Annotated in this window: 25 protein-coding genes; all 25 read left to right on the forward strand. The window is 42.5% G+C overall.

Annotation, left to right across the window (positions count from 1 at the left end; translation table 11 throughout):
- Position 1 precedes the first annotated feature (1 nt).
- The 25 genes from rplP (at position 2) to truA (ending at position 13525) form a co-directional block, all read left to right on the forward strand.
- Positions 2 to 436, forward strand: coding sequence for a 50S ribosomal protein L16 (gene rplP / locus IGI78_RS01330; protein ID WP_005226918.1), 435 nt, complete (start codon positions 2 to 4; stop codon positions 434 to 436).
- A complete protein-coding gene (gene rpmC, locus IGI78_RS01335; RefSeq protein WP_002288664.1) occupies positions 426 to 614 on the forward strand; it encodes a 50S ribosomal protein L29 in 189 nt (62 codons plus the stop codon). The genes rplP and rpmC overlap by 11 nt, the downstream gene beginning before the upstream one ends.
- A 24-nt stretch (positions 615 to 638) precedes the next feature.
- Entirely contained in the window at positions 639 to 905 is a 267-nt protein-coding gene (gene rpsQ, locus IGI78_RS01340) for a 30S ribosomal protein S17 (protein WP_003128005.1), read from the forward strand.
- 60 nt (positions 906 to 965) lie between these two features.
- On the forward strand, positions 966 to 1334 hold the full coding sequence (gene rplN / locus IGI78_RS01345; protein ID WP_003128006.1) for a 50S ribosomal protein L14: 369 nt from the start codon (positions 966 to 968) through the stop codon (positions 1332 to 1334).
- Positions 1335 to 1369: 35 nt separating this feature from the next.
- Positions 1370 to 1681: a 50S ribosomal protein L24 gene (rplX, locus tag IGI78_RS01350; protein ID WP_003128007.1), complete on the forward strand. Its 312-nt coding sequence runs from the start codon at positions 1370 to 1372 to the stop codon at positions 1679 to 1681.
- 27 nt (positions 1682 to 1708) lie between these two features.
- A complete protein-coding gene (rplE, locus tag IGI78_RS01355) occupies positions 1709 to 2248 on the forward strand; it encodes a 50S ribosomal protein L5 (RefSeq protein ID WP_005227088.1) in 540 nt (179 codons plus the stop codon).
- Between the two features lie 18 nt (positions 2249 to 2266).
- Complete coding sequence (locus IGI78_RS01360) at positions 2267 to 2452, forward strand: type Z 30S ribosomal protein S14 (protein ID WP_003128010.1); 186 nt, start codon at positions 2267 to 2269, stop codon at positions 2450 to 2452.
- Positions 2453 to 2484: 32 nt separating this feature from the next.
- Positions 2485 to 2883: a 30S ribosomal protein S8 gene (gene rpsH / locus IGI78_RS01365; RefSeq protein ID WP_005227093.1), complete on the forward strand. Its 399-nt coding sequence runs from the start codon at positions 2485 to 2487 to the stop codon at positions 2881 to 2883.
- Positions 2884 to 2914: 31 nt separating this feature from the next.
- Entirely contained in the window at positions 2915 to 3451 is a 537-nt protein-coding gene (rplF, locus tag IGI78_RS01370) for a 50S ribosomal protein L6 (protein ID WP_005227095.1), read from the forward strand.
- Between the two features lie 57 nt (positions 3452 to 3508).
- The gene (rplR, locus tag IGI78_RS01375; protein WP_081118833.1) at positions 3509 to 3865 is read left to right on the forward strand and encodes a 50S ribosomal protein L18; all 357 of its coding nucleotides are present in this window, start codon (positions 3509 to 3511) and stop codon (positions 3863 to 3865) included.
- 20 nt (positions 3866 to 3885) lie between these two features.
- On the forward strand, positions 3886 to 4386 hold the full coding sequence (rpsE, locus tag IGI78_RS01380) for a 30S ribosomal protein S5 (RefSeq protein WP_003128014.1): 501 nt from the start codon (positions 3886 to 3888) through the stop codon (positions 4384 to 4386).
- Positions 4387 to 4399: 13 nt separating this feature from the next.
- On the forward strand, positions 4400 to 4579 hold the full coding sequence (gene rpmD, locus IGI78_RS01385; protein ID WP_003128015.1) for a 50S ribosomal protein L30: 180 nt from the start codon (positions 4400 to 4402) through the stop codon (positions 4577 to 4579).
- A gap of 40 nt (positions 4580 to 4619) precedes the next feature.
- Positions 4620 to 5060: a 50S ribosomal protein L15 gene (gene rplO, locus IGI78_RS01390; RefSeq protein WP_003128016.1), complete on the forward strand. Its 441-nt coding sequence runs from the start codon at positions 4620 to 4622 to the stop codon at positions 5058 to 5060.
- Entirely contained in the window at positions 5060 to 6355 is a 1296-nt protein-coding gene (secY, locus tag IGI78_RS01395; RefSeq protein WP_005227099.1) for a preprotein translocase subunit SecY, read from the forward strand. Before rplO ends, secY begins: the two co-directional genes overlap by 1 nt.
- Before the next feature lie 60 nt (positions 6356 to 6415).
- Positions 6416 to 7060, forward strand: coding sequence for an adenylate kinase (locus IGI78_RS01400; protein WP_005227100.1), 645 nt, complete (start codon positions 6416 to 6418; stop codon positions 7058 to 7060).
- 188 nt (positions 7061 to 7248) lie between these two features.
- On the forward strand, positions 7249 to 7467 hold the full coding sequence (gene infA, locus IGI78_RS01405; protein WP_002288695.1) for a translation initiation factor IF-1: 219 nt from the start codon (positions 7249 to 7251) through the stop codon (positions 7465 to 7467).
- 32 nt (positions 7468 to 7499) lie between these two features.
- Positions 7500 to 7616: a 50S ribosomal protein L36 gene (gene rpmJ / locus IGI78_RS01410; RefSeq protein ID WP_002288710.1), complete on the forward strand. Its 117-nt coding sequence runs from the start codon at positions 7500 to 7502 to the stop codon at positions 7614 to 7616.
- Positions 7617 to 7633: 17 nt separating this feature from the next.
- Positions 7634 to 7999, forward strand: a complete 366-nt coding sequence (gene rpsM, locus IGI78_RS01415) for a 30S ribosomal protein S13 (RefSeq protein WP_005227102.1) — start codon at positions 7634 to 7636, stop codon at positions 7997 to 7999.
- A gap of 27 nt (positions 8000 to 8026) precedes the next feature.
- A complete protein-coding gene (gene rpsK, locus IGI78_RS01420) occupies positions 8027 to 8416 on the forward strand; it encodes a 30S ribosomal protein S11 (RefSeq protein ID WP_005227104.1) in 390 nt (129 codons plus the stop codon).
- Between the two features lie 79 nt (positions 8417 to 8495).
- Positions 8496 to 9434, forward strand: a complete 939-nt coding sequence (locus tag IGI78_RS01425) for a DNA-directed RNA polymerase subunit alpha (protein WP_008376367.1) — start codon at positions 8496 to 8498, stop codon at positions 9432 to 9434.
- A 70-nt stretch (positions 9435 to 9504) separates the two neighbouring features.
- The gene (rplQ, locus tag IGI78_RS01430; RefSeq protein WP_003128038.1) at positions 9505 to 9885 is read left to right on the forward strand and encodes a 50S ribosomal protein L17; all 381 of its coding nucleotides are present in this window, start codon (positions 9505 to 9507) and stop codon (positions 9883 to 9885) included.
- 272 nt (positions 9886 to 10157) lie between these two features.
- Positions 10158 to 10994, forward strand: coding sequence for an energy-coupling factor ABC transporter ATP-binding protein (locus IGI78_RS01435; protein ID WP_077453906.1), 837 nt, complete (start codon positions 10158 to 10160; stop codon positions 10992 to 10994).
- Positions 10970 to 11836: an energy-coupling factor ABC transporter ATP-binding protein gene (locus IGI78_RS01440; RefSeq protein ID WP_142424739.1), complete on the forward strand. Its 867-nt coding sequence runs from the start codon at positions 10970 to 10972 to the stop codon at positions 11834 to 11836. The genes IGI78_RS01435 and IGI78_RS01440 overlap by 25 nt, the downstream gene beginning before the upstream one ends.
- Complete coding sequence (locus IGI78_RS01445; RefSeq protein WP_005227113.1) at positions 11826 to 12623, forward strand: energy-coupling factor transporter transmembrane component T family protein; 798 nt, start codon at positions 11826 to 11828, stop codon at positions 12621 to 12623. Before IGI78_RS01440 ends, IGI78_RS01445 begins: the two co-directional genes overlap by 11 nt.
- 155 nt (positions 12624 to 12778) lie before the next feature.
- Positions 12779 to 13525, forward strand: a complete 747-nt coding sequence (truA, locus tag IGI78_RS01450; protein WP_077453904.1) for a tRNA pseudouridine(38-40) synthase TruA — start codon at positions 12779 to 12781, stop codon at positions 13523 to 13525.
- The last annotated feature ends 27 nt before the right edge of the window (positions 13526 to 13552 follow it).

Raw genomic sequence — 13552 nt, forward strand, 5'->3', positions numbered from 1 at the left:
CATGTTAGTACCTAAACGTGTAAAACACCGTCGTGAGTTCCGCGGAAAAATGCGTGGCGAAGCGAAAGGCGGAAAAGAAGTAGCATTCGGTGAATACGGCTTACAAGCTGTTGAATCACACTGGATCACAAACCGTCAAATCGAAGCTGCCCGTATCGCAATGACTCGTTATATGAAACGTGGCGGGAAAGTATGGATCAAAATTTTCCCTCACAAATCTTATACTGCCAAAGCTATCGGGGTACGTATGGGTTCTGGTAAAGGGGCTCCTGAAGGATGGGTATCACCAGTTAAACGTGGTAAAATCATGTTTGAAATTGCCGGTGTACCTGAAGAAGTTGCGCGCGAAGCGCTACGTCTTGCTTCTCACAAATTACCAGTGAAAACGAAGATCGTAAAACGTGAGGAAATGGGTGGTGAATCGAATGAAGGTTAAAGAAATCAGAGAATTAACCACTGCCGAAATGCTAGATCAAGAAAAACAATTGAAAGAAGAATTGTTCAATCTTAGATTCCAATTAGCAACAGGTCAATTAGAAAACACTGCACGTATCAAAGAAGTACGTAAATCGATTGCACGCATTAAAACAGTATTGCGTGAACAAGCTAAGTAATAGTGGAAGGAGGCCATTTAGCGTATGACTGAAGAAAGAAATCAACGCAAAGTTTACCAAGGTCGCGTGGTATCAGACAAAATGGATAAAACTATCACTGTTGTCGTTGAAACAAAGAAAAACCACCCTATCTACGGCAAACGTCTGAACTATTCTAAGAAATACAAAGCACACGATGAAAACAACGAAGCAAAAGTTGGCGATATCGTGAAAATTATGGAAACTCGTCCATTATCAGCTACGAAACGTTTCCGTCTAGTAGAGATTGTTGAAAAGGCAGTGATTATCTAATCACACGAGATTTTCCTATATAGATTGTGAATTGCAAAATCTGAAAGGAGGATACACATCGTGATCCAAGCAGAAAGCCGATTAAGAGTGGCGGACAACTCAGGTGCCCGTGAAATTCTAACGATCAAAGTCCTTGGCGGATCTGGTCGTAAAACTGCCAATATTGGTGACGTGATTGTTGCTACGGTTAAACAAGCAACGCCAGGTGGGGTTGTCAAAAAAGGTGACGTCGTTAAAGCCGTTATCGTTCGTACTAAATCAGGAGCTCGTCGTACAGACGGTTCATACATCAAATTCGATGAAAATGCTGCGGTTATTATCCGTGACGATAAGAGCCCTCGTGGAACTCGTATCTTTGGCCCAGTTGCCCGCGAATTGCGTGAAGGCAACTTTATGAAGATCGTTTCCCTAGCACCAGAAGTATTGTAATAGTGATTCTTATCTAAAGGAGGTGCGAAACAAACATGTTTGTTAAAAAAGGCGATAAAGTTAAAGTTATCACTGGTAAAGACAAAAACAAAGAAGGCGTTGTGCTAGCAGCGTTTCCTAAAAAAGACAAAGTCGTTGTTGAAGGTGTCAATGTTGTCAAAAAACACCAAAAACCTTCTCAAACTGCTCCTCAAGGCGGAATCGTTGAAATGGAAGCACCAATTCATGTTTCTAACGTGATGGTGGTTGATCCATCGAACGGTGAAGCTACGCGTGTCGGTTACAAAGAAGTTGACGGCAAAAAAGTCCGCGTTTCTAAGAAAACCGGAGAAGTTCTTGATAAATAATCTGATGAAGGAAGGAGGGGCTAACAGATGAACCGCCTTAAAGAAAAATATTCAAAAGAAGTTGTCCCATCATTAATGGACAAATTTAACTACAGCTCAATCATGGAAGCACCAAAAGTTGATAAAATCGTTATCAACATGGGTGTCGGTGACGCTGTTTCTAATGCTAAAAACTTGGACAAAGCTGTTGAAGAATTACAATTGATCTCAGGTCAAAAACCATTGATCACAAAAGCGAAAAAATCTATCGCAGGATTCCGTTTACGTGAAGGAATGCCAATCGGTGCGAAAGTAACACTACGCGGCGAAAGAATGTATGAATTCTTAGATAAACTAGTAAGTGTGTCATTGCCACGTGTCCGTGACTTCCACGGTGTGAGCAAAAAAGCGTTCGACGGACGCGGAAACTACACTTTAGGTATCAAAGAACAATTGATTTTCCCTGAAGTAGATTATGATTTGATCGACAAAGTACGTGGTATGGATATCGTGATTGTAACAACAGCAAACACAGATGAAGAATCTCGTGAATTGTTGACACAATTAGGCATGCCATTCCAAAAATAAAAAAAGGAGGCGAACTACGTGGCTAAAAAATCAATGATTGCTAAAAACAAACGCCCTGCTAAATTCTCAACGCAAGAATACACTCGTTGTGAACGTTGCGGACGTCCACATTCAGTTTATCGTAAATTTCATCTTTGCCGTATTTGCTTCCGCGAACTTGCCTATAAAGGACAAATTCCCGGCGTGAAGAAAGCTAGCTGGTAAACTATACTCGCATAAAGGAGGTAAATTATCCCATGGTCATGACAGATCCAATTGCAGATTTTCTAACGCGCGTGCGTAACGCAAACATGGTTAAACACGAAAGCCTAGAAGTACCTGCTTCAAAAATCAAACGTGATATCGCTGAAATCTTGAAACGTGAAGGTTTCGTCCGCGATGTTGAATACATTGAAGATGACAAACAAGGCGTGATCCGCGTATTTCTTAAATACGGTAAAAACGGTGAACGTGTTATCACAAACTTAAAACGTATCTCTAAACCAGGCTTGCGTGCTTATGTCAAAGCTGACGAAGTACCAAAAGTATTGAATGGTCTAGGAATCGCGATTATCTCAACTTCTGACGGTGTAATCACTGACAAAGAAGCTAGAGCAAAAAATGTTGGCGGCGAAGTAGTCGCTTATGTATGGTAATTTAAAATATTCCACAAGGAGGTGCCTCTAAGTGAGTCGTATCGGTAATAAGATCGTCGTTCTTCCTGCTGGTGTTGAAATCAAGCAAAACGGAAACGACATTACAGTTAAAGGACCTAAAGGTGAATTAACACGTACTTTCTCTTCTGATATCACAATGAATATCGAAGGAAACGAAGTAACATTCACTCGTCCAAATGATAGTAAAGAAATGAAAACTATCCACGGAACTACCCGTGCAAACTTCAACAACATGGTTGTTGGTGTTTCTGAAGGTTTCCAAAAAGCGTTAGAATTAATCGGGGTTGGGTACCGTGCTCAATTACAAGGAAAAAAACTTGTATTGAACGTTGGTTACTCTCATCCAGTTGAAATCGAAGCGCCAGCTGGAATCGAAATCGAAGTTCCTTCAAACACTTCTGTGATCGTTAAAGGATCAGATAAAGAAGTCGTTGGCGAATTGGCTGCCAATATCCGTGGCGTTCGTCCTCCAGAACCTTACAAAGGCAAAGGAATTCGTTATGTTGGCGAATTTGTACGCCGTAAAGAAGGTAAAACTGGTAAATAGTCGTAATTCTTTACGACTAGCAGCTTAGGCTAGCAAAATTAAAAGAGGTGACAAATTGTGATTACAAAACCAGATAAAAACAAGACACGTCAGAAAAGACATCGTCGTGTACGTAACAAAATCTCTGGTACTGCTGAGTGCCCACGCTTAAACGTGTTCCGTTCGAACAAAAACATCTACGCACAAGTAATTGATGACGTAGCGGGTGTGACGCTAGCAAGTGCCTCTGCCTTAGACAAAGAAGTTTCAGGTGCAACAAAAACTGAACAAGCACAAGCTGTCGGTAAATTAGTCGCAGAACGTGCAGCAGCAAAAGGTATTAAAGAAGTAGTCTTTGACCGTGGTGGATACCTTTACCATGGCCGTGTAGCAGCTTTAGCTGAAGCAGCTCGCGAAAATGGACTGGAATTTTAAGAGAAGGAGGAACACCATTCATGGTTTATATTGATCCAAAACATTTGGAATTAGAAGACCGCGTTGTTGCGATCAACCGTGTAACTAAAGTTGTTAAAGGTGGACGTCGTCTACGTTTTGCTGCATTAGTTGTTGTCGGTGACAAAAACGGACACGTAGGTTTCGGTACTGGTAAAGCACAAGAAGTACCAGAAGCAATCCGTAAAGCAATCGAAGACGCGAAGAAAAACTTGGTGGAAGTACCAATGGTTGGTTCTACAATCCCTCACGAAGTTATCGGTGTATTCGGCGGCGGACGCATCCTTATGAAACCTGCTGTAGAAGGTTCTGGGGTAGCTGCTGGTGGACCAGTTCGTGCCGTATTGGAATTAGCTGGGGTAGCTGATATCACATCTAAATCTTTAGGTTCTAACACACCAATCAACGTTGTTCGCGCAACAGTTGAAGGTTTAAAACAATTAAAACGCGCTGAAGAAGTGGCAGCACTTCGCGGCAAATCAGTAGAAGAATTAATCGGTTAAGGAGGACACTATAATGGCTGAATTGAAAATTACTTTAAAACGCAGTATTATCGGACGTCCCCAAAACCAACGTGATACTGTAAAAGCGTTAGGTCTTACCAAGTTGAATTCAACAGTTGTAAAACCTGCTAATGATGCAATCAAAGGCATGGTTAACACTGTTTCTCACTTAGTGGACGTTGAAGAGGTCTAAGGATCAGCAGATCTAGTTTGATTAAGGAGGTGCCAAACCTATGAAACTTCATGAATTAAAACCATCAGAAGGCTCACGCCAAGTACGTAACCGTGTCGGTCGAGGAACTTCATCTGGTAACGGTAAAACAGCTGGACGTGGACAAAAAGGTCAAAAAGCTCGTTCAGGCGGCGGAGTACGTCTAGGATTCGAAGGTGGACAAACACCATTGTTCCGTCGTTTACCAAAACGTGGCTTTACAAATGTGAACCGCAAAGAATATGCAGTCATCAATCTTGATGTCTTGAACCGCTTTGAAGACGGTGCTGAAGTAACACCTGTTGCTTTACACGAAGCTGGAATCGTCAAAGACGAAAAAGCTGGAATCAAAGTATTAGCTAACGGAGAATTAACGAAGAAATTGACTGTGAAAGCAGCTAAATTCTCAAAAGCAGCTGAAGAAGCAATCGTTGCTGCTGGTGGATCAATCGAGGTGATCTAATGATCAGACTATTGAAGGATGCCTTTAAGGTTAAGGATATTAGATCCAGAATATTGTTCACCGTCTTAATCTTGTTTGTCTTTCGTCTGGGAACACATATTACTGTGCCAGGCGTAGACGCAAGTCGCCTAAACACCATCGCAGATCTACCATTTTTAAACATGTTAAACTTGGTAAGTGGTGGCGCCATGCAACAATTTTCGATTTTCTCGATGGGGGTTTCGCCTTACATCACTGCCTCAATTGTCATTCAGTTGTTGCAGATGGATATCGTCCCTAAATTTGTTGAATGGTCGAAGCAAGGTGAAGTGGGTCGTAAGAAATTAAATCAGGCAACACGTTACTTGACGTTGGTATTGGGCTTTGTCCAATCCATGACATTAACGGCTGGATTTAACTATTACACTCAACTCGGGTTTGTAAACAATCCTAATATGGCAACCTATATCGTGATCGGTCTGATTTTAACAGCCGGAACGATGTTAGTCACTTGGTTAGGAGAGCAGATCACCGAGCGTGGTATCGGAAACGGTGTGTCAATGATCATCTTTGCAGGGATCATTTCACGCTTACCAGCAAGCATCAAAGAATTGATTGAAGATTACTTCATTAACGTGGATCAATCGGATATCTGGCTGAATGCTATCTTTATGGCGCTGCTTGTGATCGCTGTGTTGATCGTCATTACTTTAGTAACGTATGTTCAACAAGCGGAACGCAAGATTCCGATCCAATATACAAAACGGGTAGCAGGAGCGCCTACCAGCAGTTACCTTCCTTTGAAAGTAAATGCTGCCGGGGTTATCCCAGTTATCTTTGCCAGTTCTTTTATTACAACACCAAATGCGATCATTCAAGCATTAGGTAGTTCATATAGAGGAGAAACTTGGTACGAAGTGGTGCAAACGATCTTTAGTTACAACACTGTACCGGGTGCGATCATCTACACTGTCTTGATTGTTGCGTTTACCTTCTTCTACGCATTTGTTCAAGTGAACCCTGAGAAATTAGCGGAAAACTTGCAAAAACAAGGAAGTTACATTCCGAGTGTGCGTCCTGGTAAAGGAACCGAAGAATATGTATCGCGTTTGTTGATGCGATTAAGCACGGTTGGATCGATCTTTTTAGGATTGGTTGCTTTACTTCCAATCATCGCTCAGATGGCTTGGAATTTACCGCAATCGATCGGACTAGGTGGAACGAGTCTATTGATCATTATCGGTGTGGCACTTGATACTGCCAAGCAGTTAGAAGGGCTTATGCTGAAACGGAAATATACTGGTTTCATCAATTAAAGTTATTGAAGTGTTGAGGATTTCCTCAACACTATTCAAAAACTTACAGGAGGAATTAGAATGAACTTCATTTTAATGGGATTACCTGGTGCTGGAAAAGGTACTCAGGCAGAACGTATCGTTGCTGAATACGGTCTTCCTCATATTTCAACAGGCGATATGTTTCGGGCTGCGATGGCGAACGAAACAGAACTAGGCCTTAAAGCAAAATCATACATGGATCAAGGCGCATTAGTTCCTGATGAGGTTACAAATGGGATCGTTAAAGAACGTTTAGCTGAACCTGATACCGAGAAAGGTTTCTTATTAGATGGTTTTCCTCGTACATTGGATCAAGCAAAAGCGTTAGATGAGATGCTAGCTGACCTTAACAAAAAACTTGATGCCGTTATTGATATTCATGTTCCTGAAGAAGTTCTTGTAGAACGTTTAGCCGGCCGCTTCATGTGCCGCAATTGTGGGGCAACTTATCATAAATTGTTCAATCCTCCAAAAGAGGAAGGAACATGTGATCGTTGTGGAAGTCATGACTTCTACCAGCGTGAAGATGATAAGCCTGAGACGGTCAAAAATCGTCTAGCTGTCAATATCAAAAGCAGTGAACCAATTTTGACTTATTACAAAGACAAAGGGTTATTGCAATCGATTGATGGGGATCGCGACATCGACGCTGTATTCGAAGATGTTCAAAAGATCATTGACTAATCATAGATTGCCCGAGTCCAACTTGCAGCTTAAAACTTTCTCTTGAAATCTTTGACAGGATATGATAGAATATGTCAGTCCGACTTCTACTTTTTATTAAGTAGGAGCATAGTTTGAGAATATCAGGTGGGAACCGAGTTTCCGCCATTTTATCGTGTGAAAATCACAAGTACAAGGAGGTACTGTGCGTGGCAAAAGAAGATATGATTGAAGTCGAAGGTACAGTCGTCGAAACTTTGCCGAATGCAATGTTTAAAGTAGAATTGGAAAACGGACACCAAGTTCTAGCGACCGTTTCTGGTAAGATCCGGATGCACTACATTCGTATTTTACCTGGAGACAAAGTGACGGTGGAATTATCCCCGTATGATCTGAACCGTGGCCGCATTACTTATCGCTTTAAATAATTGTACTCCGTAAAACCACAGGAGGTATTATCATGAAAGTAAGACCATCAGTAAAACCAATGTGCGAACATTGTAAAGTAATTCGTCGTAAAGGACGCGTTATGGTGATTTGCCCAGCAAATCCAAAACATAAACAACGTCAAGGATAATCGGAGGTGTAACAAATATGGCTCGTATTGCAGGAGTAGATATTCCTCGTGATAAACGTGTGGTCGTTTCACTTACTTATATCTATGGTATTGGTAACACGACTGCAAAACAAATTTTAGCTGACGCTGGCGTGTCTGAAGAAGTTCGCGTTCGTGATTTAACGAATGAACAAACAGATGCTATCCGTGCAGAAGTTGATAAATTAAAAGTTGAAGGTGACCTTCGTCGTGAAGTGAACTTAAACATCAAACGATTGATGGAAATCGGTTCTTACCGTGGGATCCGTCATCGCCGTGGATTGCCAGTTCGTGGACAAAACACGAAAAACAATGCACGTACTCGTAAAGGCCCGTCTAAAACAGTCGCAGGCAAGAAAAAATAATTCCTAAGTGAAGGAGGTTAAAACTTCATGGCAGCAAAAAAAGTGAGTCGTAAACGCCGTGTGAAAAAGAATATTGAAGCGGGTATTGCACATATTCACTCAACATTCAATAATACAATCGTAATGATCACTGATACTCATGGTAATGCATTAGCATGGTCATCAGCTGGTTCATTAGGTTTCAAAGGAAGCAAAAAATCTACTCCTTTTGCCGCTCAAATGGCAGCAGAAACAGCTACCAAAGCAGCAATGGAACACGGATTAAGAACTGTTGAAGTAACAGTTAAAGGACCTGGTTCTGGACGTGAAGCAGCAATTCGTTCATTACAAGCAGCAGGTTTGGAAGTGAGTGCGATCCGTGACGTGACTCCAGTCCCTCATAATGGATGCCGCCCTCCAAAACGCCGTCGTGTTTAATGAGTGCTGCTCATTTTGAGTGTAACAAAAACGTCATTGAACAAGACACTTTTCGTTTTGAAAGGGGTAATAGATAAGAATGATTGAATTCGAAAAACCAAGAATCGCAAAGATTGATGAAGACAAAGATTATGGCAAGTTCATCGTGGAACCTCTTGAAAGAGGCTACGGAACTACACTAGGAAATTCCCTACGTCGTATTTTATTATCTTCTTTACCTGGTGCGGCAATCACCAATATTCAAATCGATGGAGTTTTACACGAATTCTCAACTGTTAAGGGTGTTCGGGAAGACGTTGCTCAAATCATCTTGAATATTAAAGGTCTTGCATTGAAAATGTACGGGGATGAAGAAAAGACCCTTGAAATTGATATTTCAGGACCTGCTACAGTAACTGCTGGCGATATCATCGTTGATAGTGATGTAGAAATCCTTAACAAAGATATGTATATCTGTACCGTTTCTGAAGGTGCTACGTTCCATGCTCGCTTAACAGTGAAACCTGGCCGCGGCTACGTTCAAGCGGACGAAAACAAAAAAGAAGACATGCCAATCGGTGTTCTTCCAGTCGATTCAATCTATACACCAGTACGTCGTGTCAACTACCAAGTAGAAAACACACGTGTCGGTCGTCGGGATGATTTCGACAAATTAACGATGGAAATATGGACTGATGGCTCAATCGAACCATTGGAAGCAATGAGTTTGTCTGCGAAGATCATGACTGAACATTTAGACATCTTTGTAAACCTAACGGATGAAGCGAAAAACGCTGAAATCATGGTTGAAAAAGAAGAAACACAAAAAGAAAAAATGTTGGAAATGACGATCGAAGAATTAGACTTATCTGTTCGTTCATACAACTGTCTAAAACGTGCAGGAATCAATACTGTACAAGAATTGACAAACAAATCTGAACCAGAAATGATCAAAGTAAGAAACTTAGGCCGTAAATCTCTTGAAGAGGTCAAAGTGAAATTACATGATTTAGGTTTAGGACTACGTAAAGACGATTAAACCGTTTTCGATTACGTTAGTTCGGTTCGTCTGACCGATACAACATTCGAAAGTGAAGGAGGGAAACCACGTGAGTTATCGTAAACTAGGACGCACATCTAGCCAACGTAAAGCGATGTTGCGTGATTTGACAACTGATTTATTCATTAACGAACGTATCGTTACGACTGAAGCTCGTGCGAAAGAAGTTCGTTCAACTGCAGAAAAAATGATCACTTTAGGTAAACGTGGTGATTTGCATGCACGTCGTCAAGCAGCAGCATTCGTTCGTAATGAAGTTGCAAGTGTACGTGAAGAAAACGAAGAAGTAGTTATTGAATCAGCATTACAAAAATTATTCAATGATATCGCTCCTCGTTACACAGATCGCCAAGGTGGATATACTCGTATCTTGAAAACAGAACCAAGACGCGGAGATGCTGCACCAATGGTTATCCTAGAACTTGTTTAAAATCACACTTATCATCACTTTATAGATGTTTACTAAGAGTGTTATGATGTTGGAAGAAACTTTCCGAGTCTAGCTCAGCGCCTACACCTCGATGTATTTCGAGGTGTACGCACTCATCATAAAGTGCTTTTTTTTTTACTTTCGATTACCTGTCAAGACAGGTGATGGCAAGTGAAAAAAAGATCTGGAGACAAATCGTGCGTGAATCATTGAAAAACGTGCGCTTTTTTGGTAGTGTTAGAAAGAATTAATCGCAAATGAAGGAGTCTATCATGAAGCCAATCATTGAATTGAATGCTATTACTGTGCGTTATAGCGAAGAAGAGCGTGCCGCGTTAAATAACGTATCCTTTTCCATCAACAAAGGGGAATGGGTGGCGTTGATCGGCCATAACGGCTCTGGTAAATCAACTTTAGCAAAAACCATCAATGGCTTGATCTTGCCACAAGAAGGCAGTGTTTCTGTCGGCGAATTGCCTTTGAATGAAGAAAATATCTGGAATATTCGAAAAATGGTCGGTATGGTCTTTCAAAACCCTGACAATCAATTCGTTGGTTCGACGGTGGAAGATGATGTGGCTTTCGGTTTAGAAAATCAAGGAATCCCGCGAGAAGAAATGCTGGTTCGTGTCAAAGACGCTCTTGAACAAGTACGGATGAGCGAGTTTGCGACCCGGGAACCCGCGCGTCTTTCTGGTGGTCAAAAACAGCGGGTAGCCATTGCCGGCGTCGTTGCATTGCGCCCAGATATCATCATTCTTGATGAAGCCACTAGTATGCTAGATCCAGAAGGCCGTGAAGAAGTGATCGCAACGATCAAAAAAATCAAAGAGAAAAACAATTTGACCGTGCTATCGATCACCCATGATATCGATGAAGCAGCCAACGCCAATCGGGTGCTGGTGATGCGTCAAGGAGAGCTCGTTCGCGAAGGGACACCCGCAGAGATTTTTTCTGCAGGTCCGGAACTGATTGAGCTAGGCTTAGATCTGCCGTTTCCTGAAAAATTAAAGGCGGCACTAAAACAGCGGGGCATCACGGTACCACAAGCGTACTTAACTGAAGAAGGGATGGTGGATTGGCTATGGACATCCGTTTTGAACAAGTAGGATTCACCTATCAACCGCATTCTCCGTTTGAACAACGGGTTTTGTTCGATATCGATTTAGAGATCAAAGAAGGCTCTTATACCGCCTTAGTCGGTCATACTGGGAGCGGAAAATCTACGTTGCTGCAGCACTTGAATGCATTATTAAAACCAACGACTGGCACGGTCACGATCGGTGAGCGAGTCATCAAACCCGAGACAGACAACAAAAATCTAAAACCGTTACGTAAAAAAGTTGGGATCGTTTTTCAATTTCCTGAATCCCAATTATTTGAAGAAACCGTGGCGAGAGATATCGCTTTTGGACCGAAAAACTTTGGGGTCTCCGAAGAAGCAGCCAGAGTATTAGCCCAAGAATACATTCAATTGGTAGGTTTAGATGAAAGTTTTCTGGAACGTTCACCATTCGACCTTTCAGGGGGCCAAATGCGCCGTGTAGCGATTGCTGGGGTCTTAGCTATGGAACCAGAAGTTTTGGTCTTAGACGAGCCGACAGCGGGCTTAGATCCACAAGGACGCAAAGAGATGATGGAAATGTTTGATCGCCTGCATCGGGAAAAGAACATGACGATCATTTTAGTGACCCACTTGATGGATGATGTGGCGAACTATGCTGATTATGTCTATGTGCTAGAAAAAGGCCGTCTCGTCAAAGCCGGCACGCCGTCCGTTGTGTTTCAAGATACTGCCTGGTTGCAAGAAAAGCAGTTAGGGGTACCGACAGCAACCGCATTTGCGGAACAACTCCAAGCCAGAGGATTGGCATTTGAGCAGTTGCCGCTAACGGCTGATGAACTGGCAGATGTTTTAGTAGCAAAGGGGGCGACTGCCCATGATGAATAAATTGATTTTCGGTCGTTTTATTCCCGGGGACTCCTTGATCCACCGTTTAGATCCACGGGTCAAATTGATTGCTAGTTTTTATTTTATCGCGATTATCTTTTTGGCGAATAATTGGCAAAGCTATTTATTAGCGGGTGCTTTTACGCTCTTTTGTATTTCCTTTTCAAAAATCGATTTTGGCTTCTTTATTCGCGGCGTTCGTCCTTTGATTTGGCTGATTTTGTTTACCGTGGCGTTACAGATTTTGTTTACTACCGGCGGCGACGTCTACTGGTCTTGGTGGATCTTTAACATTACAGAATTTGGTGTCCAAAACGGGATCTTTATTTTTTGTCGTTTTGTTTTGATCATTTTCATGTCGACCTTGTTGACGTTAACGACACCCCCATTAGAGCTTTCAGATGCGATCGAATACATTTTGCGTCCTTTAAAAGCGATCCGGTTCCCTGTCCATGAAATCTCACTGATGCTGTCGATTGCGTTGCGCTTTGTGCCAACCTTGATGGATGAAACAGAAAAAATTATGAATGCTCAGCGTGCCCGCGGGGTCGATTTCGGCGAAGGGGGACTGTTGCAGAAGATGAAGGCGATCGTTCCTTTATTGATTCCTTTATTTGTCAGCAGCTTTAACCGTGCGGAAGATCTAGCTACCGCTATGGAAGCCAGAGGCTATCAAGGCGGCGAAGGGCGTACCAAGTATCGTATTTTGCACTGGCATCAACGGGACACATTGGTTGTCATCGTTTTTGCGCTCTTCACAGTAGCATTAGTGTTCTTAAGAGGATAAACGAAGACCTATGATTGAAGTCAACCCACGAAAGGTTCTTAACGAAGCAACGAGACTGCTGGCAATCCCAGCGGCTGGTTCGAAAAGGCCTGTCGATCGATCAGACTTTTCTCATAGGCCTTTTTTTGAAAAAATAGAAAGAAACAGGTGATTCAATGGTCCGCTATAAAGCGACGATCGCTTATGATGGTACGAATTTTCAAGGATTTCAGCGTCAACCCAATGGACGAACGGTTCAAGAAGAGATTGAAAAGACATTAACGAAGATGAACAATGGGCAACCGATCCAGATTCATGGCTCTGGCCGCACCGATGCGGGGGTCCATGCGCAAGGGCAAGTGATCCACTTCGATTTCCCTCAAAAGCGTCCACTGGAAAAAATGCGCTTTGGTTTAGATACCCAAACGCCAGAAGATGTTGCGGTAAAATCGGTGGAGATCGTTGACGATACCTTCCATGCCCGCTACTTAGTCATTGAAAAAACCTACCAGTTTCGGGTCGACATTGGGAAACCCCGCAGTCCTTTCCGCCGCCATTATGCGAGCTATTATCCGTATCCGCTAGATTTGGAAAAAATCCAACGGGCGTTGCCAGATTTTTTAGGCACCCATGACTTTACCAGTTTTTGTGCGACGGGCAGTTCCGTCGATGATAAAACACGGACGATCCATGAAGCGTCCATGGCGGTCAATGACGCTGGAGATGAGTTGATTTTTACCTTTCGCGGTGATGGATTTTTGTATAAGATGATTCGGATCATGGTGGGCACATTGCTGAAAATCGGCAATGGACGCCTCGCACCTGACAGTATTCCTGCAATCATTGCGCAAAAAGACCGAAATGCGGCAGGACCCACAGCTCATCCAGAAGGATTGTATTTGGTTCATGTTGCCTATGAATAAGGAAAAAACACAAGCTTCGCTGCTCTT

It is taken from the genome of Enterococcus sp. DIV1767, from assembly GCF_050542585.1.
GTDB classification, from domain to species: domain Bacteria; phylum Bacillota; class Bacilli; order Lactobacillales; family Enterococcaceae; genus Enterococcus_D; species Enterococcus_D innesii.